This is a genomic window from Roseovarius sp. EC-HK134, assembly GCF_902498815.1.
GTDB classification, from domain to species: domain Bacteria; phylum Pseudomonadota; class Alphaproteobacteria; order Rhodobacterales; family Rhodobacteraceae; genus Roseovarius; species Roseovarius mucosus_A.
Genome location: NZ_LR701544.1, coordinates 534,783 through 560,219 on the forward strand (window position 1 = coordinate 534,783; position 25,437 = coordinate 560,219).

Annotated in this window: 24 protein-coding genes, 1 tRNA gene and 1 pseudogene; 23 read left to right on the forward strand and 3 right to left on the reverse strand. The window is 61.3% G+C overall.

Translation table 11 applies throughout. From position 1 onward, the window contains the following. Nucleotides 1-85: 85 nt before the first annotated feature. Nucleotides 86-340: a DUF167 domain-containing protein gene (locus GC127_RS06585; protein ID WP_151979659.1), complete on the forward strand. Its 255-nt coding sequence runs from the start codon at nucleotides 86-88 to the stop codon at nucleotides 338-340. On the opposite strand, the gene GC127_RS06590 is transcribed toward GC127_RS06585, so the two are convergent. Further along, nucleotides 328-1,113: a DeoR/GlpR family DNA-binding transcription regulator gene (locus GC127_RS06590; RefSeq protein WP_008279280.1), complete on the reverse strand. Its 786-nt coding sequence runs from the start codon at nucleotides 1,111-1,113 to the stop codon at nucleotides 328-330. The genes GC127_RS06585 and GC127_RS06590 overlap by 13 nt on opposite strands. Before the next feature lie 238 nt (nucleotides 1,114-1,351). Here GC127_RS06590 and glpD point away from each other — a divergent pair, with 238 nt between their 5' ends. From glpD to GC127_RS06635, 9 genes are all read left to right on the forward strand, one after another. Continuing rightward, nucleotides 1,352-3,013, forward strand: a complete 1,662-nt coding sequence (glpD, locus tag GC127_RS06595) for a glycerol-3-phosphate dehydrogenase (RefSeq protein ID WP_151977171.1) — start codon at nucleotides 1,352-1,354, stop codon at nucleotides 3,011-3,013. A gap of 16 nt (nucleotides 3,014-3,029) precedes the next feature. Then, nucleotides 3,030-4,118 (forward strand): ABC transporter ATP-binding protein, encoded by a 1,089-nt coding sequence (locus GC127_RS06600; RefSeq protein WP_081507614.1) that lies wholly within the window; start codon nucleotides 3,030-3,032, stop codon nucleotides 4,116-4,118. A gap of 9 nt (nucleotides 4,119-4,127) precedes the next feature. Beyond that, nucleotides 4,128-5,222, forward strand: coding sequence for an ABC transporter ATP-binding protein (locus GC127_RS06605; RefSeq protein ID WP_151977173.1), 1,095 nt, complete (start codon nucleotides 4,128-4,130; stop codon nucleotides 5,220-5,222). After that, nucleotides 5,222-6,094 carry a carbohydrate ABC transporter permease gene (locus GC127_RS06610; protein ID WP_008279276.1) on the forward strand — a complete coding sequence of 291 codons (873 nt, stop codon included), beginning with the start codon at nucleotides 5,222-5,224 and terminating at the stop codon, nucleotides 6,092-6,094. The genes GC127_RS06605 and GC127_RS06610 overlap by 1 nt, the downstream gene beginning before the upstream one ends. Continuing rightward, on the forward strand, nucleotides 6,094-6,936 hold the full coding sequence (locus tag GC127_RS06615; protein WP_008279275.1) for a carbohydrate ABC transporter permease: 843 nt from the start codon (nucleotides 6,094-6,096) through the stop codon (nucleotides 6,934-6,936). Before GC127_RS06610 ends, GC127_RS06615 begins: the two co-directional genes overlap by 1 nt. Before the next feature lie 13 nt (nucleotides 6,937-6,949). After that, nucleotides 6,950-7,222, forward strand: coding sequence for a DUF2160 domain-containing protein (locus GC127_RS06620; RefSeq protein ID WP_008279274.1), 273 nt, complete (start codon nucleotides 6,950-6,952; stop codon nucleotides 7,220-7,222). 43 nt (nucleotides 7,223-7,265) lie between these two features. Continuing rightward, complete coding sequence (locus GC127_RS06625; protein ID WP_199861205.1) at nucleotides 7,266-8,984, forward strand: ABC transporter substrate-binding protein; 1,719 nt, start codon at nucleotides 7,266-7,268, stop codon at nucleotides 8,982-8,984. 134 nt (nucleotides 8,985-9,118) lie between these two features. After that, nucleotides 9,119-10,606, forward strand: coding sequence for a glycerol kinase GlpK (gene glpK, locus GC127_RS06630; protein ID WP_151977177.1), 1,488 nt, complete (start codon nucleotides 9,119-9,121; stop codon nucleotides 10,604-10,606). 137 nt (nucleotides 10,607-10,743) lie between these two features. Further along, nucleotides 10,744-11,973, forward strand: coding sequence for a glycosyltransferase (locus GC127_RS06635; protein WP_081507617.1), 1,230 nt, complete (start codon nucleotides 10,744-10,746; stop codon nucleotides 11,971-11,973). A gap of 71 nt (nucleotides 11,974-12,044) precedes the next feature. Here the strand turns inward: GC127_RS06635 and GC127_RS06640 are convergent, their stop codons facing one another. Then, nucleotides 12,045-13,091: a DMT family transporter gene (locus GC127_RS06640; RefSeq protein ID WP_008279270.1), complete on the reverse strand. Its 1,047-nt coding sequence runs from the start codon at nucleotides 13,089-13,091 to the stop codon at nucleotides 12,045-12,047. Between the two features lie 255 nt (nucleotides 13,092-13,346). Between GC127_RS06640 and GC127_RS06645 the strand changes: the two genes are divergently transcribed. The 5 genes from GC127_RS06645 (at nucleotide 13,347) to modC (ending at nucleotide 17,326) form a co-directional block, all read left to right on the forward strand. After that, the gene (locus tag GC127_RS06645) at nucleotides 13,347-14,255 is read left to right on the forward strand and encodes a hypothetical protein (protein WP_151977179.1); all 909 of its coding nucleotides are present in this window, start codon (nucleotides 13,347-13,349) and stop codon (nucleotides 14,253-14,255) included. 79 nt (nucleotides 14,256-14,334) lie between these two features. Then, on the forward strand, nucleotides 14,335-14,703 hold the full coding sequence (locus GC127_RS06650) for a winged helix-turn-helix domain-containing protein (RefSeq protein WP_037296936.1): 369 nt from the start codon (nucleotides 14,335-14,337) through the stop codon (nucleotides 14,701-14,703). A gap of 65 nt (nucleotides 14,704-14,768) precedes the next feature. After that, on the forward strand, nucleotides 14,769-15,545 hold the full coding sequence (modA, locus tag GC127_RS06655; protein ID WP_151977181.1) for a molybdate ABC transporter substrate-binding protein: 777 nt from the start codon (nucleotides 14,769-14,771) through the stop codon (nucleotides 15,543-15,545). Between the two features lie 3 nt (nucleotides 15,546-15,548). Further along, on the forward strand, nucleotides 15,549-16,244 hold the full coding sequence (modB, locus tag GC127_RS06660) for a molybdate ABC transporter permease subunit (protein WP_081507621.1): 696 nt from the start codon (nucleotides 15,549-15,551) through the stop codon (nucleotides 16,242-16,244). Further along, on the forward strand, nucleotides 16,244-17,326 hold the full coding sequence (gene modC / locus GC127_RS06665; protein WP_151977183.1) for a molybdenum ABC transporter ATP-binding protein: 1,083 nt from the start codon (nucleotides 16,244-16,246) through the stop codon (nucleotides 17,324-17,326). Before modB ends, modC begins: the two co-directional genes overlap by 1 nt. Before the next feature lie 13 nt (nucleotides 17,327-17,339). Here the strand turns inward: modC and GC127_RS06670 are convergent, their stop codons facing one another. After that, on the reverse strand, nucleotides 17,340-18,026 hold the full coding sequence (locus GC127_RS06670; protein WP_081507623.1) for a GntR family transcriptional regulator: 687 nt from the start codon (nucleotides 18,024-18,026) through the stop codon (nucleotides 17,340-17,342). 126 nt (nucleotides 18,027-18,152) lie between these two features. Between GC127_RS06670 and GC127_RS06675 the strand changes: the two genes are divergently transcribed. From GC127_RS06675 to GC127_RS06710, 8 genes and pseudogenes are all read left to right on the forward strand, one after another. Further along, nucleotides 18,153-18,851 carry an aspartate/glutamate racemase family protein gene (locus GC127_RS06675; RefSeq protein ID WP_008279263.1) on the forward strand — a complete coding sequence of 233 codons (699 nt, stop codon included), beginning with the start codon at nucleotides 18,153-18,155 and terminating at the stop codon, nucleotides 18,849-18,851. Between the two features lie 21 nt (nucleotides 18,852-18,872). Then, entirely contained in the window at nucleotides 18,873-20,249 is a 1,377-nt protein-coding gene (locus GC127_RS06680) for an NCS1 family transporter (RefSeq protein ID WP_232279147.1), read from the forward strand. 82 nt (nucleotides 20,250-20,331) lie between these two features. Further along, nucleotides 20,332-21,420: pseudogene (gene puuE / locus GC127_RS06685) on the forward strand (allantoinase PuuE); the annotation flags it as partial. Nucleotides 21,421-21,482: 62 nt separating this feature from the next. Beyond that, on the forward strand, nucleotides 21,483-21,980 hold the full coding sequence (locus GC127_RS06690) for an ureidoglycolate lyase (protein WP_151977187.1): 498 nt from the start codon (nucleotides 21,483-21,485) through the stop codon (nucleotides 21,978-21,980). Continuing rightward, the gene (locus GC127_RS06695; protein WP_151977189.1) at nucleotides 21,977-22,795 is read left to right on the forward strand and encodes a bifunctional allantoicase/(S)-ureidoglycine aminohydrolase; all 819 of its coding nucleotides are present in this window, start codon (nucleotides 21,977-21,979) and stop codon (nucleotides 22,793-22,795) included. The genes GC127_RS06690 and GC127_RS06695 overlap by 4 nt, the downstream gene beginning before the upstream one ends. Nucleotides 22,796-22,886: 91 nt before the next feature. Continuing rightward, entirely contained in the window at nucleotides 22,887-24,329 is a 1,443-nt protein-coding gene (locus GC127_RS06700; RefSeq protein WP_151977191.1) for an NCS1 family nucleobase:cation symporter-1, read from the forward strand. A 97-nt stretch (nucleotides 24,330-24,426) separates the two neighbouring features. Further along, nucleotides 24,427-24,502, forward strand: a tRNA-Val gene (locus tag GC127_RS06705). Between the two features lie 372 nt (nucleotides 24,503-24,874). Beyond that, nucleotides 24,875-25,423: a fasciclin domain-containing protein gene (locus tag GC127_RS06710; RefSeq protein ID WP_081507628.1), complete on the forward strand. Its 549-nt coding sequence runs from the start codon at nucleotides 24,875-24,877 to the stop codon at nucleotides 25,421-25,423. Nucleotides 25,424-25,437 lie beyond the last annotated feature (14 nt).

Consider the following 25,437-nt stretch of genomic DNA (forward strand, 5'->3'; position numbering starts at 1 on the left):
CATGTCGGCAAGCGCGCGCCCGGGGTCAAGCCCCGATGCTGCAAATCCTCTTGGACAGGCTCAAGCCAGCCGCTATTGCGGTGCCATGGACATCCCCGACCTCAGCGCATTGGCCCAGCCCGGCACCACCTTTACCCTGCGGGTCACGCCCAAGGCCGCGCGCAATCGCATCGTTGCAGAGGATGACGTGCTGCGGGTCTATGTCACCACCGTGCCCGAGGATGGCAAGGCCAATGCCGCCGTTCAAAAACTCTTGGCCAAGGCGCTGGGCGTGCCAAAATCGCGCCTGACCCTGCTGCGCGGTCACACCAGCCGGGACAAGGTGTTTCAGGTCGACTGACGCTTGCCCGGCATGCCCGCCACCTGCACCCGTGTTCCCCAACCAATACAGTTTTCAGCCAGCGGTGCCGGCAAGGGGCGGTCGGTAAAGACCTGATCTACATCGCGAATAGACCCTAGCCGCACCGGCGCACTGCGCTGGAATTTTGAGTGATCGGCGACCAGAAACACCTCGCGCGAGCGGTTGAGCAGGGTCTGGCCCACCACCACCTCCTGAATGTCGAAATCGAGCATGTCGCCGTCCTCGTCCAGCGCGGAACATCCCAGAATCGCGTAATCGAACTTGAAATTCTCGATGGTGCGCGCGGTCAGATTGCCGACCAAGCCATTGTCGGATCGCCTGAGCGCGCCGCCTGCCACGACAATCTCGCAATCCTTGTTGGTCAGCAGGATTTGCGCCACGTTCATATTGTTGGTGACGACCATGAGGTTGCGATGATCCATCAATTCGCGCGCCACCGCTTCGGTCGTGGTGCCGATGTCCAGAAAGACCGAGGCATTATGCGGAATAGCCGCCGCACAGGCGCGGCCAATCGCGGCCTTGGCAGGCTCATTGAGGCGGCGGCGTTCCTCGTACAGGATATTGGACACGCCAGACGGCAGGATCGCGCCGCCATGCACGCGCTCCAGCTTGCCCGCATTGGCAAGTTCGGTCAGGTCGCGGCGGATGGTTTGAACGGTGACATCAAAGCGTTCTGCGAGATCCTCGACCGTAACCTTGCCTTCGGCGCGGGCAATTTCGAGAATGTCGGGTTGGCGAAAGCTCTGGGACATGGCGGGCCTTGATCGGTTACAGGTTCGATTATGTTCGTTTTGGGGATCTCTGCAAGCAAAGCCTCCGCCGCGCTGCGGCATGGCGGACGAATCGACAGCCCGGATCGCCTGCTGGCGCGGTGTTGGGTGGCAAAATCCGTTCGTTCGCCCGTTGAAGTGAGGTGGGTTTGGAAAATTATTTAATAAAATCAATAGGTGTATTTTAAAAAGAAACAAAACGAACATTCATTCTTGACCGATGTGGTCAAAAAATGGTTCGTTTGCGCTCATCTTACGGTGGGAGGGGCGCGTGTCGCAGGGCCGCGGGAACACAGTGATCGACCTGTTCGTCATCGGCGGCGGCATCAACGGCTGTGGCATCGCCCGTGATGCGGCGGGGCGTGGATTGCGCGTTGAATTGGCCGAGATGAACGATCTCGCTTGGGCCACGTCAAGCGCGTCGACCAAGCTCTTCCATGGCGGCCTGCGCTATCTCGAATATTTCGAAATCCGGCTGGTGCGCGAGGCGCTGATCGAGCGCGAAACGCTGCTGCGTGCGATGCCGCATATCAGCTGGCCCATGCGCTTTGTTCTGCCCTACCACCGCGATATGCGGTTCGAGGGCGAAACGCCGACCTCGCGCATCCTCAATCTGGTCATGCCATGGATGAAGGGGCGGCGGCCCGCTTGGTTGATCCGTCTGGGGCTGTTTCTCTACGATCATCTTGGGGGCCGGAAAATCCTGCCCGCGACCTCTACGCTTGATCTGCGCAAGACGCCCGAGGGCGCGCCGCTCAAGGACAAGTTCACCCGCGCCTATGAATATTCCGACTGCTGGATCGAGGATAGCCGCCTTGTCGTGCTCAATGCGCGCGATGCTGCGGCGCGTGGTGCCCGCATCCGCACCCGCACCCGCGTGCAATCAGCCGAGCGTGTGGGTGATTTGTGGCAGGTAACGCTCAAGGATCAGGAAACCGGTATCACCGAGGTGGTGCAGGCACGCGCGCTGGTCAATGCCGCCGGACCTTGGGTCAAGGATGTGATCTCGGGCACGCTGCGCCTTAATTCTGCCGAGGGGGTGCGGCTGGTGCGCGGCAGCCATATCGTGACGCGCCGCCTGTTTGACCATGACAAATGCTATTTCTTTCAGGGCACCGATGGGCGGATCATCTTTGCCATCCCCTATGAGGGGGATTTCACCCTGATCGGCACCACCGATGCCGAACATGGGCAGGCCGATAGCCGCCCGGAATGCACACCGGAAGAGGCTGAGTATCTCTGCCGCTTTGCATCCGAGTATTTCCAGACGCCCGTGACACGCGCTGATATCGTTTGGACCTATTCGGGCGTGCGCCCGCTTTATGATGATGGCGCGAAATCCGCCACTGCCGCCACCCGTGACTATGTGCTCACGCTGGCCGAGGGGCCGGGCGCGCCGCTTTTGAACATCTTTGGCGGCAAGATCACCACCTATCGCAAATTGGCCGAGGCAGCGCTGGCCAAACTGCGGCCCTTCTTTCCAGAGGCGGGCGCGGATTGGACCGCAGGCGTCGCCCTGCCGGGGGGTAATTTCCCCGTTGACGGGTTTGACTCGCTGACAGAGAGTCTGCACCGGGCCTATCCGTTTCTGACGGCGGCAGGGGCGCGCCGCTTGGTGCGCGCCTATGGGACCGAGGCGCAGGATATTCTGGGCCAAGCGCGCGAGGCAGCCGATCTTGGCCCCGATTTCGGGGCCGGTTTGACCGGGGCCGAGGTGCGTTGGCAGATGGACCATGAATACGCCCGAACGGCGGCGGATGTGGTCTGGCGGCGCACCCGTCTGGGCCTCAAGATGACCGAGGCGCAGATTGCAGCGCTCGACGACTGGATGCAGCACGAGCGCGGCCTTGATCGGGCTGCCCCCGTGGCTGCCAAGGGATAACGGAGGGATCGACCGCATGGCGCTGACACTCAAGGGGGTATCGAAACGTGTGAACGGGCAGGTGCATATTCACCCGACCGATCTCACGCTCGAGGCTGGCACGATGAACGTGCTTCTGGGCCCGACCCTCTCGGGGAAAACCTCGCTCATGCGCTTGATGGCGGGGCTTGATGTGCCTGCAACAGGCCGCATTCTGTGGAATGGCGCGGATGTGACGGGGATGCGCGTGCAGGATCGCCGCGTGGCCATGGTCTATCAGCAATTCATCAACTACCCCTCGATGACCGTCTACGACAACATCGCCTCGCCCCTGCGCCTGATGGGCAAATCCAGCGCCGAAATCGACGCAGCGGTCAAGAAAACCGCCGACCTCATGCAATTGTCCCCGATGCTGGCGCGCAAACCGCTAGAGCTGTCGGGCGGCCAACAACAGCGCTGCGCGCTGGCCCGCGCACTGGTCAAAGAGGCGGGGCTGGTGCTGCTGGATGAGCCGCTGGCAAATCTCGATTACAAGCTGCGCGAGGAATTGCGCGCCGAAATTCCCAAGATTTTCGAGGCGGCTGGCAGCATCTTTGTCTACGCCACAACAGAGCCGGAAGAGGCGCTGCTTTTGGGCGGCAATACCGCAACCCTGTGGGAGGGGCGTGTCACGCAGTTCGGCCCCACGCCGCTAGTCTACCGCCAACCGCGCGATGCCACGACCGCGCGCGTCTTTAGCGATCCGCCGATGAATTTCCTCAGCGTCACCAAGACCGGCAACCGCATCCTCTTTGGCGATGGGCAATCGGCCGAGGCGCTGGGCAGCATGGCCGCTTTGGCGGACGGCACCTATACGGCGGGCTTCCGGCCCAATCATCTGGAACTTGATCGGCATACCGCCGATGCGCTGACCTTTGACACACGCCTCAACGTGACCGAGATCACCGGGTCTGAAACCTTTGTGCATCTGGATCACCATGGCGAGCGCTGGGTGGGTCTTATCCACGGGGTGCGCGATCTGAAACTGGGGGCGGCGTTGCGGGTCTATCTTGATCCGTCGCATGTCTATGTATTCGGGGCAGATGGCGCGCTGGTCGCACCCGCGCCCTATGCCGAGGCGGCGTGAGGGGGAACCATGGCCAAGATCACGCTTGATAATCTCGCGCATAGCTACCTCTCGCGCCCCGCGTCCGAGGCGGATTTCGCGCTCAAGGAACTCAATCACGTCTGGGGCGATGGCGAGGCTTACGCGCTCTTGGGGGCGTCAGGCTGTGGCAAGTCCACGCTGCTCAACATCATTTCAGGCCTCTTGCGCCCTAGCCAAGGCCGTATCCTCTTCAACGATCAGGACGTCACCGATCAGGCCACCGCCGCGCGCAACATTGCGCAGGTGTTCCAGTTTCCGGTGGTCTATGACACCATGACCGTGCGCGACAATCTGGCCTTTCCGCTGCGCAATCGCGGGGCAGAGGCGTCTTATATCGCCGAGCGGGTTCAAACCATCGCCCGCATGATCGGGATGGAGGCAGAGCTAGGCCGCAAGGCGCGCGGCCTTACAGCAGATGCCAAGCAGAAAATTAGCCTTGGGCGCGGCATGGTGCGCGAAGACGTCAACGCGCTTCTCTTCGATGAACCGCTGACGGTGATCGACCCGCATATGAAATGGGAACTCAGAACGCAGCTCAAGGCGCTGCATCACGAGTTTGGCCATACGATGATCTACGTCACCCACGATCAGACCGAGGCGCTGACCTTTGCCGACAAGGTGGTGGTCATGCATGACGGTCGCGTCGTTCAGATGGGCACCCCACAGGAACTCTTTGAGCGGCCAGAACATACATTCGTGGGCTATTTCATCGGCTCGCCGGGCATGAACCTGCTCGACGCAGAGGTTTCCGGCACCAAGGCCGTGGTGCAGGGCGTCGAAATCCCGCTGGGGGCCGACTATGCCCGCCCCACAGGCCGGGTGCAAATCGGTGTGCGGCCGGAATTCGTGCGTCTGACGGCGGGGGCTGATGGCCTGCCAGTGACCGTGCGGCGGATCGAGGATGTGGGCCGTCACAAGATCGTCCGCTGCGAATTGGCCGGGGTTCAGATCAACGCCATTGCCGCCGAGGGCGCGCTGATTTCGCCCGAGATGACGCGCCTTACCTTCGATCCGGCGGCGATCAACGTCTATGCCGATGACTGGCGCGTCACGCCGAAATCTCAGGCGCAGGAGGCCGCGTGATGGAGAAGACCGTCAATCAAAAGGCATGGTTCCTTGTCCTGCCTGTGCTGATCCTCGTGGCGTTCTCCGCCGTGATCCCGCTGATGACCGTGGTCAACTATTCGGTGCAGGATACCTTTGGAAACAACCAGTTCTTCTGGGCGGGGCTGGAGTGGTTTGAAGAAATGCTCGCCTCAGAGCGGATGTGGGACGCGCTGCAACGGCAGGCGATCTTTTCTGCGATCATCCTCGCCATCGAGGTGCCGCTGGGCATTCTGGTGGCGCTCAATATGCCCAAGCGCGGCATCTGGGTGTCGGTCTGCCTTGTGCTCATGTCCTTGCCGCTCTTGATCCCGTGGAACGTGGTGGGCACCATTTGGCAAATCTTTGGCCGGGTCGATATCGGCCTCTTGGGGCATACGCTGGCGGCGCTGGGGGTGGACTATAACTATACTCAGGATGCGGTGGATGCTTGGGTGACGCTGATCGTGATGGATGTCTGGCACTGGACATCGCTGGTCGCCCTTCTTGCCTATGCCGGGCTGCAATCTATCCCTGACGCCTATTATCAGGCCGCCAAGATTGATCAGGCCAGCCGCTGGGCCGTGTTCCGCTATATCGAATTGCCCAAGATGACGGGGGTGCTGATGATCGCCATCCTCCTGCGCTTCATGGACAGTTTCATGATCTATACCGAGCCTTTCGTGGTCACGGGCGGCGGTCCGGGCAATGCCACGACGTTCCTCTCCATCGACCTCGTGAAAATGGCGCTCGGGCAGTTCGACCTCGGCCCAGCCGCCGCCTTTTCGATCATGTATTTCCTCGTGATCCTGCTGATTTCATGGGTGTTTTACACAGTCATGGTCAATCTCGACAAACGGGAGGGCAAGTGATGGCCGATCTGACCGCGACCCGCAGCACCACACGTGGCCTTGCCCTGCCGCGCGTCAACGTGGTGATGGTGCTTTACCTCGTGTTCCTGCTCTTGCCGATCTATTGGCTCGTAAACATGAGCTTCAAGACCAATGACGAGATTCTTGGCACCTTCTCGCTCTGGCCGCAGAGCCCGACGCTGGCGAATTATGCCACCATCCTCACCGATGCCAGTTGGTATATGGGCTATGTCAATTCGCTGATCTATGTGGTGATGAACACGGTTCTGTCGATTGCCGTGGCCCTGCCTGCCGCCTATGCGTTCTCGCGCTATAGTTTCTTGGGCGACAAACATCTCTTCTTCTGGCTTTTGACCAACCGGATGGCCCCGCCTGCGGTCTTTGCCCTGCCGTTCTTTCAGCTTTATTCAAGCGTGGGGTTGTTTGACACGCATATCGCCGTGGCGCTGGCGCATTGCCTCTTCAACGTGCCGCTGGCCGTGTGGATTCTAGAGGGGTTCATGCGCGGCGTCCCCAAAGAGATCGACGAGACCGCCTATATCGACGGCTATTCCTTCGGGCGGTTCTTCGTGAAAATCTTCATGCCACTGATTGCATCGGGCGTAGGCGTGGCCGCGTTCTTCTGCTTCATGTTCTCATGGGTGGAATTGCTCTTGTCCCGCACGCTGACCAGCGTTGATGCCAAGCCCATCGCCGCCACCATGACCCGCACCGTGTCGGCAAGCGGTCTCGATTGGGGCGTTCTGGCGGCGGCAGGGGTGCTCACCATCGTGCCCGGCGCGCTCGTGATCTATTTCGTGCGGAACTACATCGCCAAGGGCTTCGCCCTAGGCCGCGTCTGAGGGAGGACTAAACATGGACTGGATGGCTTGGACACTCCCCACCGCGATCTTCTTCGGGGTCATCGCGGCGCTGCTCATCACCTTCACGGTGCTGGCGATCAAATTCCCCGAAACCCCGCGTGTTGGCATCCTTCGGATCGAGACGACGCGCGGCGATCGTCTTTTCATCACGCTTCTCGGCTCGGCCTTTCTCAACCTGGCCTGGCTCGGAATTGTCGGCGCGAACCAGCCTTATGCGCTGATCCTCTGCCTGATCTATGCCGCGGCGGTGTTTCGCTGGGTTTAGACCGGGATCAATCACCAACAAAGTTCACCTAGGGAGGGAAACCATGAACTTTCGAATGAAAACAACCACCGCGCTGGTGTCGCTGGGCCTGATGGCCTCGCCCGCCTTCGCCGATATGGAGGCGGCAAAGGCGTTTCTCGATGCGGAAATCGGCGATCTGTCGTCGCTCTCCCGCGCCGAGCAAGAGGCGGAAATGCAGTGGTTCATCGACGCCGCTCAGCCCTTTTCCGGCATGGAAATCAAGGTTGTGTCGGAAACCATCGACACGCATAGCTACGAATCCAAGGTGCTGGCCCCGGCCTTTACCGCCATCACCGGCATCAAGGTCACGCATGACCTCATCGGCGAAGGCGATGTGGTCGAAAAACTGCAAACCCAGATGCAGTCGGGCGAGAATATCTATGACGGCTATGTCAACGACAGTGACCTTATCGGCACCCATTGGCGGTATCAGCAGGTACGCAACCTGACCGACTGGATGGCAGGCGAGGGCGCGGATGTGACCAGCCCGACGCTTGATATCGACGATTTCGTGGGCCTGTCGTTCACCACCGGCCCCGATGGCAAGGTCTATCAACTGCCAACCCAGCAATTCGCCAACCTCTACTGGTTCCGCTACGATTGGTTCAACGACGACAAGAACAAGGCCGATTTCAAAGAGAAATACGGCTATGATCTGGGCGTTCCGGTCAATTGGTCGGCCTATGAGGATATCGCCGAATTCTTTACCGGCCGTGACCTCAGCCATTTGGGCGTCGAGGGCGAAGTCTTTGGCAACATGGACTATGGCAAGAAAGACCCCAGCCTTGGCTGGCGCTATACCGACGCGTGGATGTCCATGGCCGGGATGGGCGACAAGGGTGAACCTAACGGCCTGCCGGTCGATGAATGGGGCATCCGTGTGAATGAAAATTCGCAGCCTGTGGGGTCCTGTGTCGCGCGTGGCGGTGCCACCAACAGCCCTGCGGCGGTCTATGCCGTCACCAAGGCGATTGAGTGGCTTCAGAAATACTCGCCCCCTGCCGCCGCTGGCATGACCTTCTCTGAGGCGGGCCCAATCCCCGCGCAGGGCAACGTTGCGCAACAGATGTTCTGGTACACCGCCTTTACCGCAGCCTCGGTTAAACCCGACCTGCCGGTGATGAACGAAGACGGCACGCCGAAATGGCGCATGGCCCCCAGCCCACATGGCGTTTATTGGGAAGAGGGCATGAAAGTGGGCTATCAGGATGCCGGTAGCTGGACCCTGATGCAATCCACCCCCGTTGACCGCGCTAAAGCGGCGTGGCTCTATGCGCAGTTCGTGACCTCGAAAACCGTGGATGTGAAAAAGGCCCACACCGGCCTCACCTTCATCCGCGAGTCGACGATCCAGCACGACAGCTTTACCGAGCGCGCCGACAAGCTGGGCGGCCTTGTGGAATTCTACCGCTCACCCGCGCGCGTTCAGTGGTCGCCCACCGGCACCAACGTGCCCGACTATCCGAAACTGGCCCAGCTTTGGTGGCAGAATATCGGCGATGCCATGTCGGGCGCCAAAACCCCGCAAGAGGCGCTTGATGCGCTCTGCGCGGATCAAGAGCGCGTGCTTGAGCGGCTTGAACGTGCCGGCATCCAAGGCGACATCGGCCCCAAACTCAACGAGGAAATGGACCCCGAGCATTGGCTGAGCCAGCCCGGCGCGCCCAAGGCCAAACTTGAGAACGAGGACGAAGAGCCGGTCACCATCGCCTATGACGAGTTGATCAAGTCCTGGCAGTAAGTGAAATGCATCGGGGCGCGTGCCGCGCGCCCCGGACCTTTCCGTCATCCTCGGGTCAAGCCCGAGGATGACGGGGCAGGGCGATCCTAGGGTCAAGCCCGAGGATGACCACTCAAACCTACGGACCCACTCCAATGACCCATATCCTCGCTATCGACCAAGGCACCACGTCGAGCCGCGCGATCCTGTTCGATGCGCAGATGCGCATCACGGCCACGGCACAAGAGGAATTCGCCCAGCATTTTCCGCAATCGGGCTGGGTCGAGCATGACGCGAATGATCTGTGGTCGACCACAGCGGGCACCTGCCGCGCGGTGATCGAAAAGGCCGGGCTGACCGGGGCCGCCATCGCCGCCATCGGCATCACCAATCAACGCGAGACAACGGTGGTCTGGGATCGCCACACCGGGCAGGCCATTCACCGCGCGATTGTTTGGCAAGACCGGCGCACGGCAGAGTATTGCGCCGAGTTGCGCGCCGCAGGCCACGAACCGATGGTGGCCGGGCGCACCGGGCTTTTGCTTGATCCTTATTTTTCCGGAACAAAACTGCGCTGGATTCTCGATCATGTCGAGGGCGCACGCGCCCGCGCCCAAGCGGGCGATCTGCTTTTTGGTACCGTCGATAGCTATCTTATCTGGAAACTCACCGGCGGTCGCGTGCACGCAACCGACGCCACAAATGCCGCGCGCACCCTGCTTTACGATATCCGCAAAGGGCGCTGGAGCGCCACGATCTGCGATCTCTTGGGCATCCCGATGCAAATGCTGCCTCAGGTGCGCGACAGTGCCGATGACTATGGCCACACCCGCGCCGATCTCTTTGGCCGCGAAATCCCCATTCGCGGTGTGGCGGGCGATCAGCAGGCGGCCACAGTTGGGCAGGCGTGTTTCAAGCCGGGGATGCTCAAATCCACCTATGGCACCGGCTGTTTTGCACTGCTCAACACGGGCGATACGCCGGTTGTCTCGCAAAACCGGCTGCTGACCACCATTGCCTATCAATTGGATGGCAAGCCGACCTATGCGCTCGAAGGCTCGATCTTTGTTGCGGGGGCCGTGGTGCAATGGCTGCGCGACGGGCTCAAGATGATCCGCCACGCCAGTGAAACGCAGCCCCTCGCCGAACAGGCCGACCCCAATCAAACAGTCGTTCTGGTGCCTGCCTTTACCGGGCTTGGTGCGCCCTATTGGCGGCCTGACTGTCGGGGGGCGATCTTTGGGCTTACCCGCAGCACCGGGCCTGCGGAATTGGCCCGTGCGGCGCTGGAAAGCGTGGGGTTCCAGACCCGCGATCTCTTGCGGGCGATGCGCGATGATTGGGCCGGGCACGGGGCCGATGCGGTATTGCGGGTGGATGGCGGAATGAGCGCCTCTGACTGGGCCATGCAGTTCCTGTCAGACATTATCGACGCGCCTGTGGATCGTCCGCAAGTGCTGGAAACCACAGCGCTTGGGGCGGCTTGGCTGGCGGGGATGCAGATCGGTCTATACCCCGATCAGGCCGGATTTGCCGATACTTGGGCATTGGAACAGCAGTTTCTGCCAAAGATGTCGACCGAGCTGCGCACCGCCAAGGTTGAGGGTTGGACACGCGCGGTTTCGGCCACACTCGCCTTTTAGTTGTTCTAACCTTCTGCTCAGGTTACAGTCTTTCACGAGAGATTTTACTCTCGTGACACGTCTCATATTGTGATCAAGGCCGCCAAAGACTAGGTTCTCGACAAAGGAATGTATTTCCTGTTTCCCAAGGAGTTGCCATGACCGCCCCGGTCAGCGTCATTGTCCCGGCCAGAAACGAGGCGCAAACCATTGCCCGCGTCGTGTCGGTGCTTGCGGATATGCCGGATGTGGGCGAGGTCGTGGTGGTCGACAACGGCTCGACCGATGCGACGGCAGAATTGGCGCGCGGGGCGGGTGCGACAGTTATCTCAGAGACACAAACCGGCATGGGCCACGCGGTGCGCGCAGGTGTCTCCGCCGCCCGCCATGACTGGGTGATGAAGGTCGATGCCGATCTCGACAGGTTTGACACTGATCTGTTTGCACAGATGCCCGCTGCCCGCGGCCCCGGCGTGGGCTTGATCAAGGGGGCGTGGCACGACCCCGCCGATAACATGCCGATGACCCGCCTTTTGGTGCGGCCGGCCCTGCATCAGATGTTTCCGGGCTTGTCGCATCTGCGCGCACCCAATTCCGGGCTCTATGTCTTTGATCGGTCTCTGATCGCCTACAACGGTCTTGCGACTGATTACGCGGTCGATCTTGATATCATGCTGCGGGTGCATGCGGCGGGGTATGACGTGGCCGAGGTGGATATTGGCCGCATCGTCCACGACACCCGTGATGTCACGCATTACAATGGCATGGCTGAACAGATCTTTGCCTTTTTCCTCAGCCGCCAGCCCCGGATGCTGACCCGCGAGATGGTTGTTCTGGCGCAGGACGGTGCGCAGGTGATCCATCACGCGCTGGGGACTATTGGCCACCGGCTTGCAGCAGGTGTTCGCGTCACGGTCTATCTTGAGGATATGAATGCTCTTGGGTCGCGCGTGCTGCACGAGCTGCTTGGGGCCTATCCCACCGTCCGGGTGCTGCCGCTTGACGACAGGTCTGCATTCTCTGCCCATGCCAATGCCACCGGGCTGTGTGTGCTGGCCCCCTATCCGCGCGCAGGCGGGGGATCGGCCTTGTCTGAGGCGGTTGCTCTGTTTGAGGCGAACCATGATCACCTGCCCGGCGCTGTCTGGTTGATGCCAGTCCATGACGCCGGACGCGAGATCACTGGCTTTGCACCCGATATGCTGCCTGAGGTGGCGGATGGGCTGGCGCTCAAGCAAGCCGCGCTTGGTGCGTTGGGTGTCTCTATTCCGCCGCTTGCCGGTCTCGCCCGCGAACTTTTTCAGAGCTATGCCTCCCTGCCTGATGCCCTGCGTCCCGCCTATGGGTCGCTTGCCGGGCACCGTCACCCTTCGGTCGGGAATTTCTGACAGCCAATCTTGCCTGCCGAAAAGTGCAAAACGCCCCGTGACAATCGGGGCGTTTGCCTTTGAGCCCGTCCTCAGACCCCTTTGAAGTTTACCGCGCCCTCATGTTCCAGCGCGCGCTCCTGCGCCTGTTTGCGCATCGTGTCATCCTCGCGACGGCGGCGGCGCAGGCGGCCATACTGGCCGATGCCCACCGCCAAAAGGATGATTGCGCCGCCGGGGATCAGCCCCGGTCCGGGGTCTTCGCCCAGCATCACCATCGCGATCAGAATTGCCGCCAGCGGCGAAAATGACGTGGCCAATGACACATCACCCGAGCGCGCATATTTAAGCCCGAACGCCCAGGCGAATTGCCCACCCATGATCACGACCACCGCATAGATCCAAACCCATTGCCAGACCACCGGATCAAACACATCCTGAAAATGGTTCGGACCAAACAGGTATAGGGCCACAAAGAAATAGACCGTCGTGCCCACCGCCGTGCGGTAGATCGCGAAAATCCCCATAGGAATGTCGCGCAGACCTGTGCGGGCAATCAAAGTCGAGGCAATATAGGACAGCGTCGCCAAAAGCGCGCCAATCTCGCCCTTGCCAAGGTTGAGCGATGCGCCCTCACTGTTCATCAGGATCATCACCGCCGCCCCGCAAAGCGCCACCAGACCGGCAACAAAGGCCCAAGGCTCGAACTCCTCGCGCAAGACCAGCCAGGCCGCCAGCAAAAAAAGTGGCGGTTCGATCCGGCCCATCAACACAACATTCGTGACCGTGGTATGCTCCAGCGCGTAAAAGAACAGCCCCGGTGTCAAAGCGGAGGAAAAGAACGCCGAAAGCGTCAGGATCGCCCAGTTTTTCCGTGTCAGCGCGCGCAGGTTCTCAAAAGTCCAGTCGCGCCAGAACATGAAAATCATCGGCACCATCGACATAAGCGAGCCGACAAACAGCAGGTTGCAATAGGTGATGACATTGCGCCCCATCACGAGGTTCTGTGATCCGATATCGGCCAACAGCGAGACGAGGGAATTTGACGAAGCATAGATCAACACCGCGACCCAAGCGAGCGTGGCACCCATCATGACCTTGGAGGCATCGGGAACAATCTGTGTGCTGGCGTTAGTCATGGCGCGCTCCTGAACCGTGATACCGAAACCTGACTTTACCTTGCGCCCTAACCGTGGTTGGTGCAATCCACGCCCGCGCACAGATGGTCACGTTCCTCTGATGGCCGCGAAATATTGTTTCAACGACGGCGCGCGGGTCACGCTTGCGTGGGAAACAGTGAAAATTCTCGTGATTTCTGTTGTAAATCACGGCGCGGGAGGCAAGTTTGCGCACCATCGGGCCATGTGCCCCCCTGATCCCCAAGGGACATTTCCATGACCGCCCCCTCTGATACGCCTACCTCCGGCTTTGTCACCATCTTTGACGACACCTATGATCAACCCGATTGTCGGGCCTATTTCCGCATGATGGACCGGCTGGGCTATCGCAACCAACATCATGCGGTCGCGGGGTTTCGGGCCGGACTGGCGGAAATGATGCGCCTGCGTGGTCTTGAGCAGGCAAGGATCGTTGATTTCGCCAGCAGCTATGGCATCGTTTCCGCACTCATGGCGCATGAGCTGAGCCTCGAACAGGTGTTTGCCCGCTACCGTCAGCCAGTGTTCGACAGCGCGTCTTCCGCAGAGGTGATTGATTTGGATCGCGGCTGGCTGGCGGGGCTGCGCCGCCCTGCGCCCGCGTTGCATGTCACCGGCATTGACGTGATGCCCAACGCGGTTGCCTATGGGCGCGCGGTTGGCCTCTTTCAATCCGGCTTTGTCGAGGATCTGGAACGTGCAGAACCATCCGAGGGGCTTGGCCGGGAACTGGCGCGCTGTGACATGATCGTCGAATGCGGCTCTGTTGCCCAGCTTATGCCCCGCGCGCTCGACCGGATGCTGGCGGCTTGCGGCCCGGTCAAGCCTTGGGTCATGACGTCGCCCATCCGGGGCAACGAGCGGCCCGAGGCAACAGAGGTGCTGCGCGCCCACGGTCTTGTGGTTGAACGTCTGCCGATCCCGGCCTTTATCCACCGCCGATTTGAAAGCCCCGAGGAACAGGCCCGTGCCATCGCCAATGCGCAGGCCGCAGGGCATGACACCGAAGGCGTGGAAACCACCGGTCACTTCCACGCGCAGATCCTTCTGGCGCGTCCCGAGGCAGAATGTACCGACCCCGCCGACTGGTCGATGCCCCTAGACGTGCCGCCCATGGCGGATGGCGCGGCCCCTGCCGATCTTTGAGGTGCAGGCCTCTATCGACAGAGTTGAGGGTTTTCGATATGTCTTGTAAGACTTAACGAAAATTTGGCATACCCGCATCATGACACAGCCAGAGCCACCCAGCCTTCGGATTCGTATCGTCTTTGGTGACGAGGCAATGCTGGGCCCCGGCAAGGCCGATCTGTTAGAGCGTATTCGCGATACAGGCTCCATTGCCGCCGCCGGGCGCAGCATGTCCATGAGCTATAAGCGCGCTTGGATGTTGGTGGAGTCCATGAATGCAGCCTTTCGCGAACCGCTTGTGGACTCGAGCCGAGGGGGCGCTAAGGGCGGCGGTGCCCATCTGACCGACACAGGCATCGAAGTGTTGGCCCAGTATCGCAAACTTGAGGATATCATGGCCGAGGCCGGGGCCGCACGGATTGCTGCGATCCAATCCTTGCTTAGGGATATTCCCGGTGGAAAATAACGCTTGCCTCTGATCCCCCGCCTTGCGATATGTTTTTGGAACCATATCAGCGCAGGGAAACAGGGATGATCCGGCCAAAACCTCCAATCACGTTAGCCGCTTGCCTGCTTGCCCTTGCGCCCATCCTCGCAACCACCGCCCGCGCCGACACCGTCACGGTCTTTGCCGCCGCCAGCCTGACCACTGCCTTGGCCGAGATCGAGGCAGGGTTCGAGGCGGCCAGCGATCATGACCTTGTGACAGCGCTCGCGGGCTCCTCATCCCTCGCCCGTCAGATCCAGCAGGGCGCGCCTGCGGATATTTTCATCTCCGCCAGTGCCGACTGGATGGACCAGATCGAAGCGGACGGGCTGATCGAGCCGGGCGCGCGCTTTGACCTTTTGGGCAACCGCCTTGTGCTGGTGTCCCATGCGGATGCCGCACCGCGCGACATCGGCCCAGACCTTGATCTGGCCGCCCTCTTGGGCGAGGGGCGGCTGGCCATGGCGCTGGTCGATTCCGTGCCTGCAGGCATCTATGGCAAGGCCGCGCTGCAAAACTTGGGCCTCTGGCAGAGCATCGCACCGCAGGTGGCCCAAGCCGACAATGTGCGTGCCGCCCTTGCCTTTGTCGCCACCGGCGAGGCTCCTTATGGCATCGTCTACTCAACAGACGCCACCGCCGAGGAGCGTGTCACCATCGTCGGCACCTTCCCCGAGAACAGCCACCCCCCTATCGTCTATCCGGTCGCCGATCTTGCCAACCGCGACACGCCCGCTGAAAACGCCTTTCTCGCCTATCTGCGCAGCCCCGAGGCGCGCGCCGTCTTTGAGCGGCAGGGGTTTACCGTCCTTGCGCGCTGACCCATGACAGACTGGCTTGGCCCCGAAGAATGGAAGGCGGTGTCCCTGTCCCTTCGCGTGTCCTTCTGGGCCACTCTGGCCAGCCTGCCCTTGGGAATTCTCACGGCCTATGCGCTGGCGCGCTGGTCCTTTCCGGGCAAGCAGATCGTCAACGGGCTGGTGCATCTGCCGCTGATCCTGCCGCCGGTTGTCACGGGCTACCTGCTCCTGCTGGTGCTGGGCACGCGCGGGCCGGTGGGCTCTGTGCTGGCGGATTGGGGCCTTGTCTTTGCCTTTCGCTGGACAGGGGCGGCGGTGGCGGCAGCGATCATGGCATTCCCCCTGATGGTGCGGGCGATCCGCCTCTCGATCGAGGCGGTGGATCCCAAACTGGAAGAGGCCAGCGCCACGCTGGGGGCTGCACCCCTATGGGTCTTTTTCACCGTAACCCTGCCCATGGCCCTTCCGGGCATCGTTGCAGGCACGATTTTGGCCTTTGCCAAGGCGATGGGCGAATTTGGGGCCACGATCACCTTTGTTTCGAATATTCCGGGGGAAACGCGCACCATCCCCTCGGCGATCTACGCCTTTCTTCAGGTGCCGGGCGGTGAAGGGTCGGCCATGAAACTGGTCATCGTCTCGGTGGTGGTGGCCATGGGCGCGCTCTTGCTGTCCGAGGGGATCGGGCGCCGTGTCGCGGCACGGGTCGGGGGGCGCTGATGCTGGATGTCGCGCTGCGCCATAGCCTTGGGGCCTTCACGCTGGATGCACAGTTTCGGGCACCACCGGGTGTCACCGTGCTTTTTGGCCGCTCCGGCTCTGGCAAGACCACCATCGTCAACGCTGTGGCGGGGCTGCTCATGCCCGATCACGGCCGGATCGTATCTGGCGACCGGGTGCTGCTCGATACGGCCGCCGGGGTCCGCCTGAAACCGCACCGCCGCCGTTTGGGCTATATCTTTCAGGAAGGGCGGCTGTTCCCTCATCTCACCGTGCGCCAGAACCTCGACTATGGCGCATGGTTCGCCCCCAAGGGGGCCGCGCGCGCCGATCTGGCGCAGGTCGTCGATCTTTTGGGCCTTGGTGCGCTGCTGGATCGGCGGCCCGGTGCCCTTTCAGGTGGAGAGAAGCAGCGCGTTGCCATTGGCCGCGCGCTTTTGTCCGCGCCGCAGCTCATCCTTGCCGATGAGCCGTTGGCCGCCCTTGATGAGGCCCGCAAAGCCGAGATCCTGCCCTATTTCGAGCGTTTGCGCGACGCGGCGGGCGTGCCCATCCTCTATGTCAGCCATTCCGCCTCTGAGGTGGCGCGTCTGGCAACAACCGTTGTTGCGCTTGAGGCCGGGCGTGTGATTGCACAGGGCCCCGCCGCCGAAGTGCTGAGCAATCCCGCCGTGCTGCCCACCGGTGCCCGCGATGCCGGGGCCGTGCTTAGCGCGCGGGTCATCGCCCATCACGACGACGGGCTATCCGAGCTTTCGGCGGGGGGTATCCCCCTTTTTCTACCGCGCGTCGCAGCCAACCCCGGTGCCAGCCTGCGCATCCGCATCGCCGCCCATGACGTGATCCTGTCGCATACCCGGCCCGAGGGGCTTTCGGCGCTGAATATTCTGCCCGGCCTCATCCACGAAATCCGTCCCGGTGGTGGGCCCGGTGCCATCGTGGCGATTGATACCGCCGCTGGCCGGATTCTATCGCGCGTCACGCGCCGTTCGGCAACGGCAATGGGTCTTGCGGTGGGCCAAGACGTGCACGCCGTGGTCAAGGCCGTTGCGGTCGCCGCAACAGATATTGGCGCAGGCTAAAAGGCCCCACATTCTATTCGGTCGCGCGATCCGGGGGAAAGATCATCGACAGCGGCCCGACACGCGGGGCCTCGTCGCCAAATGCGATTTCCCCTTCGATATGGCGCAGGTGATGATCCACCATGTCCTGCGCGCGCGCCTCATCCCGGTCTATGATGCTCTGGACAATGCGCGCATGCTCGTCATCCGAACAAAGGCTCGCGGTTTTGGAGCCATACAGCCCGATGATCAGCGAGGTGCGCATGGTCAGTTCCGCAAGGTAATGCTCCAAGACCGAATTGCGCCCGATCCGCGCCAACAGCATGTGAAACGCCCGTGAGGCGCGAATCGCCTTGGGACGGTCATTGTGCTGCCGAATCTCATCCTCGGTCGCCAAATGCGCGCGCAGTCGCTCGATATCCGCCTCGTCAGCACGGCGGACGACATTGCGGATGATCGTGGCCTCAATGGCGCGCCGGGCCTGAAACACGTCCCGCGCCTCGTCCTCAGAGGGGGTAGAGACAAACGCCCCCCGGTTGGGGATCAGGTCAACCACCTGATAGGCCGCAAGCGTCGCAAGCGCGCGGCGTACATGCGCGCGATTACAGGAAAAAAGGTCGCTCAGCGCCTGTTCGCCCAGCTTGGTCCCAGCCCGAAGCCGCTGGTCCGAGATGGCATCCAGCACATGCTCAACCAGCACGTTTTCCGGCGTTTCGGACATTCTGAGGCTCCCGGCTGTGTTTCTCGGAAAATGGCATTTTTGAGGATCAGAATCGACCATAAAAATTGTCTGTTTAAATTGTTAACAATTTATGTTACTAAAGTGAGGACTCAAGTGGAGGAGCCCATGAAAATTTTTGTCATCAACCCCAACTCGACCACGAGCATGACCGACAAGATCGCGGCCTCCGCGCGGGCGGTCACGGCACCGGGCGTTGTGATCGAGGCGCGCTCGGGCATAGGTGCCCCCGCCAGCATCGAGGGCCATTATGACGAGGCAATGGCAGTGCCGCGCCTGCTTGATCAGGTCCGCGAGGCCGAGGCACAAAAGGCCGATGCAATCGTGGTTGCCTGTTTCGACGACCCCGGCATCGGCGCGTGCCGCGAGATTGCCACCGGCCCGGTGATCGGCATCTGCGAGGCGGCGGTCAAGGCGGCCAGCATGGTGGCCACCTCCTTCAGCGTGGTCACGACCCTGCCGCGCTCGGTCCCTATTATCGAGGAAATGGTACGCCGCTACGGGCTCGATCACCAATGCCGCCGCGTGCGCTCGGCGGCGATCCCGGTGCTGGCGCTGGAAGAACCCGGATCAAACGCCCGCCTTCTGGTGCGCGCCGAAATCCTCAGGGCGATCGAGGAGGATCGTTGCGAGGCCGTGGTTCTGGGCTGTGCCGGCATGGCGGATCTTGCCGCATGGCTGACTGAAGAAACCGGAATTCCCGTGATCGACGGTGTGACCGTCGCCACGAAATTTGCCGAAGCCTTGGTTGGGGCCGGCATCAAGACCAGCAAGATCGGCGCCTACGCGCCACCAAACCCGAAATAATGCATCTCAGGGAGGAGAGTCATGACAATTTCAGATACAAACGGGGGTGTTTTGCCGCATGACGGGCAAATGCCCGAGGTGATTGAACACAAGGGTCTGGGCGAGGAATCGCTGGCCCCCCAGAAAACGCGGATCATGGACCCGTGGTCCTATCTTTTTGCCTGGCTCGGTGGCTGTGTGTCGATTGGCACCTTTACCATCGGCTCGGGCCTCGTGGGCACGCTCAATCTGCTACAGGTGTTTTTGGCCATCGCCATCGGCTGCACCGTCATCGGTCTTGCTCTGATGATCAACGGGGCGGCGGGGCACAAATACGGCATCCCGATGATGGTGCAATTGCGCTCGGCCTTCGGCTTTTCCGGCGCGCGCATCCCGGCGCTGGTGCGCTCTGTCCCCGCCCTCGTCTGGTTCGGCTTCCAAAGCTGGATCGGTGCCGGCGCGCTCAATCTGGTAAGCGAGACGCTCTTTGGCTACTCCAACATCGTCGTCTTTTTCATAGGCTTTCAGGCGCTGCAAATCATGCTGTCGGTTCTGGGCTTTCACGGCATCAAATGGCTGGAGAATATCGGCTCGGTCTTCATCATCGGCGCGCTGATTTACATGTTCACCTCTGTCATCGGCAAATATGGCGAAGAAATCAGCACCAACCTCATCAATGTCGAGGGCACATGGGGCGCGCCATTCTGGGGGGCGACCATGCTCTTTCTGGGCATCTATGCCACGATGATGCTCAATGTCTCGGACTATAGCCGCGAATTGCGGCAGGATGTCGGGCGCGTGCGCCAAGTGGTGATCTATGCCAATTCCATTCTGCCCGCGACGCTCTTCATGGGCCTCATCGGTCTCATGGTCTCCAGCGCGACAGGCGAGGTTGATCCCATCCGCGTCTTCTCGAACGCGGTCGACAACAAGCTCTTGCTCGTCGTTACCCTGCTTTTCATCGCCTTTGCACAGGTCACGACCAATATTCTCAACAATGTCGTGCCGCCCGCCTATGCGCTGATGGATGTGTTCAAACTCAACTACAAGACCGCTGCCGTGGTCGTCGGTCTCTTGGCCTTCGCCACCTTCCCGTGGGAATTGGTCAAGAACGAATCCGCCGCGGGTCTCAATCTCTTTATCCAGACCTACAGCGCGTTCTTGGGGCCAATCTTTGCGATTTTGGTGGTGGATTACTACGTGCTGCGGCGTCAGACGCTCGATCTCGAGAAACTCTATGACGAGAGCGGCGATTATGCGGGCTATAACCCGGCAGCCCTGATCGCCATGGCGGTAGGCGTGATCGCGGCGCTGACCTTTTCGGCGGTGTCATGGTATGCCAGCTTGATCCCGGCGGGTGTCACCTATTACCTGCTGATGCGGCACCTGCCCGCCGCACAGCGGTTCCTCGACCGCTGAGGCGCAGTCTGACAAAAGGCAGGGGGCCAATCGCCCCCTGTCCTTTCGTTTCCCCCAAGACACGACCCCCGGAGGTGATGACATGATCCGCTATCCCAGAAATTTGCGTGGCTACGGCCCAAACGCCCCCGATCCGCAGTGGCCCGGTGGGGCGCGGATCGCGGTGCAATTCGTGCTCAACTACGAAGAGGGCGGTGAAAACTGCCTGCTGCATGGCGATGCCGCGTCAGAGGCATTTCTGTCGGATATTCCGGGGGCCACGCCTTGGCCCGGTCAGCGCCATTGGAATATGGAATCGATCTATGACTACGGCGCGCGCGCCGGGTTCTGGCGGCTGCATCGCCTCTTCACCGGGATGGGCGTTCCGTTGACCATATACGGCGTCGCCTCAGCCCTTGCGCGCAGCCCCGAACAGGTCGCCGCCATGCAAGAGGCCGACTGGGAAATCGCCAGCCATGGTCTTAAATGGGTCGATCACAAGGACATGCCCGAGGCCGAGGAACGTGCCGCCATCGCCGAGGCGGTGCGCCTGCATACAGAGGTGACCGGCACCCGCCCACGCGGCTGGTATACAGGCCGATGCAGCGTCAATACCGTGCGCCTTGTCGCCGAAGAGGGCGGCTTTGATTACATCTCGGATTGCTATGACGATGACCTGCCGCATTGGATGGAATTCGGCACCCGCGATCAGCTGATGATCCCCTATACGCTTGAATGCAACGACATGCGCTTTGCCGCGTCGCCCGGATGGGTCACGGGCCGTGACTTTGAATCCTACCTGACCGATACCTTTGACACGCTCTATGCCGAAGGGCAGGCGGGTGCCCCCCGGATGATGACCGTGGGCCTGCATTGCCGCCTGATTGGCCGGCCGGGCAAAATAGCGGGCCTGCGCCGCTTTATCGACCATGTGCAGCGTCACACAGACGTTTGGTGCCCCCGTCGGATCGACATTGCCGATCACTGGGCGGCCACACATCCGCACCGCCGCTTTGAGCGTCCCAGCCAGATGGACCACGCGCGCTTTGTAGAGGTGTTCGGCCCGCTGCTGCCCGCCCCGTGGATCGCGGACCGCGCATGGCAGATAGAGCTTGGCCCCGCCCATGATAGCGCTGTTGGTCTGCTCAACGCCTTTAGCCGGATACTCCGACAGGCCACCCCGTCCGAACGCGGCGACCTGACCTGTGCCGCGCTTCAGGCGCAGACTTTGCCCCGCTTGCAGGCGCTCTTGCCATGACCGGCGCAGGCCTCATGGCCCAACCGCTGACCGCCGCCGCCTTTGCCCCCTACGGCGATGTTCTTGAGGTGGCGGGCGCCCCCGACCGGATGATCAATGCGGGCCTCTGCGGGCGGTTCCATGATCGTGCGCGGCTCGAATTTCTGGATGGCCGCGCCGGTATCAGCCTTTTTGATGCCGAGGCCCGGCACCTGCCCTATGCGCTCGACCTGATGGAACGGCACCCTCTGGGCTCTCAGGCGTTCATCCCGCTCGACAACGTGCCAATGCTGATCTGCGTGGCCGAGGATACCCATGGCCGCCCCACCACCCCGCGCGCCTTTCTCAGCCAGCCGGGGCAGGGGATCAATCTCCTGCGCAATGTCTGGCACGGCGTGCTGGCCCCCATCGGGCGGGCCGGGCGCTATGCGGTGATCGACCGGATCGGCCCCGGTGACAATCTCGAAGAATATCACTTTGACAAGCCTCTGACCGTGGAAGGACCACAGCCATGACCAAGCACAGCTATTACACCCCCCAAGGCGGCCTGCCGCCGCAAACCCAGCTTTTGACCGGGCGCGCCGTCTTTACCGAGGCCTATGCCGTGATCCCGCGCGGCACCATGAGCGATATCGTCACCAGCTATCTGCCCTTCTGGGACAAGGCGCGCTTTTGGGTTCTGGCGCGGCCCCTCTCGGGCTTTGCCGAGACCTTCTCGCAATATATCGCCGAGGTGCAGCCGGGCGGTGGCTCGGATCAGCCCGAAACGGAACAGGGGGTCGAGGCCGCGCTTTTCCTGGTCGAAGGCGCGCTGCGCCTGACAGTGGACGGGCAGGCGCATGAGATGACCGAGGGCGGCTTTGCCTATATCCCGCCGGGCATCCCGTGGACGCTGCGCAACACGGCCGACAGGCCGGTCAAGTTCCACTGGCTGCGCAAGGCCTATCAAGCGGTGTCCGGTCTCGACCATCCGCCGGTGATGGTCGTCAACGAAAACGACATCGCCCCAGTGCCGATGCCCGACACCGATGGCGGCTGGGCCACGACCCGTTTCATGGACCCCGCCGACCTGCGTCACGACATGCATATCACCGTTGTCACCTTTCAGCCCGGCGCAGTGATCCCCTTTGCCGAAACGCATGTGATGGAACACGGGCTTTATGTGCTGGAGGGCAAGGCGGTCTATCGCCTCAATCAGGATTGGGTCGAGGTCGAGGCGGGCGATTTCATGTGGCTGCGCGCCTTCTGCCCGCAGGCCTGTTACGCGGGCGGTCCAGGGCCGTTTCGCTACCTGCTCTACAAGGATGTGAACCGGCATATGGCGTTGTGATACGGGGGCGCTGCCCCCGGACCCCCGAGGTATTTCGGGCCAGATGAAACGTCAGAGAAAATCCAGAATACGATCGGTCAGGGAGGACGGAATGACAAGCATAGACCATGGGCATGTGCCCACAGGCAACACGATGGACCCAGAGGGAAACACCCTCAATCCGGTTGGCGCGAATGAGAAAACATGGGGCTGGTTCGCCATCTTCAACGTTTGGGCCAATGATGTGCAGTCGCTCTTTGGCTATTCGCTCGTGGCGTCGCTTTTCATCTCGTACGGGGTCAGCGGCTGGACCGCCTTTGCCGCCCTCATTGCGGCGGGGCTCTTTACCATGTGGATGGTCAACCTCTCAGGCGCTGCGGGCGAGAAATACGGCATCCCCTATCCGGTGCTGGCCCGTGCCAGCCTTGGCACCAGCGGCGCGAAACTGCCCGCGATCCTGCGTGCGACCGTGGCGGTGTTCTGGTACGGCGTGCAGGTCTATTTTGCCTCAACGGCGGTGGCACTCCTGATCCGCTCGATCACCGGCGCGAGCGGCGGCGCGGAAATCCTTGGTCTCACCGGTATCGACTGGCTGTCGTTCTTCATCGTCTGGGCCTTTCACATCGTGATCTTCTGGCGCGGCATGAACTGGGTCGAGACCTTTCTCAACATCGCGGGCCCCTTCGTGTATCTTGTGATGATCGGCCTAGTTATCGTGCTCTGGCAACGCTCTGACGGGCAGCTTTTGTCTGCCGCAGGCACGATCTTTGCCAATCCCGACGCGAGCTTTGCCAGTGAATTCAACGGGTTTGTCGCCATCGTCGGCACCATGGTGGCCTATTTCGCAGCCGTGATGATCAACTTCAGCGACTTTTCCCGCTATGCCAAGGACCGACCCACCATGCTCTTGGGCAACCTCACCGGCCTACCTTTCAACATGATCCTCTTCTCGGCACTGGCGCTTCTGACCACGGCGGGGGCCGCGGTGGTCTTTGGCGAGGAAATCACCAACCCGAGCGAGATTGTCGAGCGCACCGATTCTGTGCTATTGGGCATCATCGCCGCGATCACCTTTTTTGCCGCAACCGTTGGCATCAACCTTGTTGCCAATTTCATCCCGGCTGTAAACGGCATCGCCAATCTCGCCCCCGGCAAGATCAGCTTTCGACAGGCGGGGCTGATTACGTCGGCCTTCGCGCTTATCATCGGCGGGCTCTGGACAAGTTTCATCAGCGAATTCGGCATCGGCGGCTTTGTCAACACATTGGGTGCGACACTGGCCCCGATCTTTGGCATTATGATCGTGGATTACTATGTTCACCGCAAAGGCCATCTCGACCTTGACGATCTCTATGACATGCAAGGCGGGCGCTATCACTATCAGGACGGCTGGAACCGCACGGCGGTGATGGCCTTTGGCCTCGCGGCGGTCTTTTCGGTGGCAACCGTCTGGGTGCCGTGGTTCGGCTTTCTCTCGGGCTATAACTGGGTGATCGGCGCAGTCTTGGGCGGCGGGATCTACACCCTGCTTGCCAAGAGCCCCGCACGGGTCTAGGCCCCACGCCCTACGCGGCGGGCCGGCACAAAACCCTGTGCCCGCCGCATTCAAACCCCTTGCGTTGGCCCCGCCGCTTGGCTATCACGCAGCCCACGGGTGATTAGCTCAGTTGGTAGAGCGCTTCGTTTACACCGAAGATGTCGGGAGTTCGAGTCTCTCATCACCCACCATCCCCACTTTCTCAATGGTTTCATATGCTTGGCACTTCCCTCTTCGCTAGTCGCGCAGGGATTTACTGTTCTTTGCCAATGGTGTGTCTCCGTCTGCGCCCGCATGGCAGCTTTGGGCGTGCCGCGCAAACTCGGGTCAGGCGTCAGGGTCGTTGTGCGATCCTTCCGGGTCAAGGGCCCCGCAATGTCTTCCAGATCGTTTCGTCTGCCCAATGATCAGCGCTTCAACTCCTACAAATCTCGCCTTGTAAGGCGCGGTTCGGATGCTCCGGTGAAATAAACTTTGGGCGGTCTGAAACTTTTGCGTCTTGGCTGACGTGGCTTTCCCATCAGCGGCTCAGACGAGCCTTTGACAACAAGGGAGAACGACAAATGACCTTCAAGACTTTTCTGAGCACGGCCACCGCCATTGCCCTTGGCACTGCCGTTTATGCCGCCAATCCAACAGTCGGCGGCGCGCCGATGCTCGTAGAGCGCAACATCATCGAGAATGCTGTCAATTCGCCGGTCCACACGACGCTGGTTGCGGCGGTGAAAGCCGCCGATCTGGTCGACACATTGCAGGGGCCGGGGCCGTTTACCGTGTTCGCGCCGGTGAACGATGCGTTTGCGGCCCTGCCCGCCGGCACGGTCGACACGCTGCTGATGCCAGAGAACAAGGCCATGCTGCAAAAGGTCCTGACGGCTCATGTGGTTGCCGGTGACTGGTCTGCCGCCGATATCATCGCCGCCGCGCGCGCCAGCAAAGATGGCTTTTACCACTTCAACGCCGTGTCGGGCGACGCCCTGTCGGCGCAGGTCAAAGGCAACAACGTCTACATCCTTGATGAAAGCGGCAATGCGGCCCGTGTAACGGTGGCGGATGTAGACCAATCCAACGGCGTGATCCACGTGATCAACGCTGTTCTCGTGCCAAAGTAATACCCCCACACTGG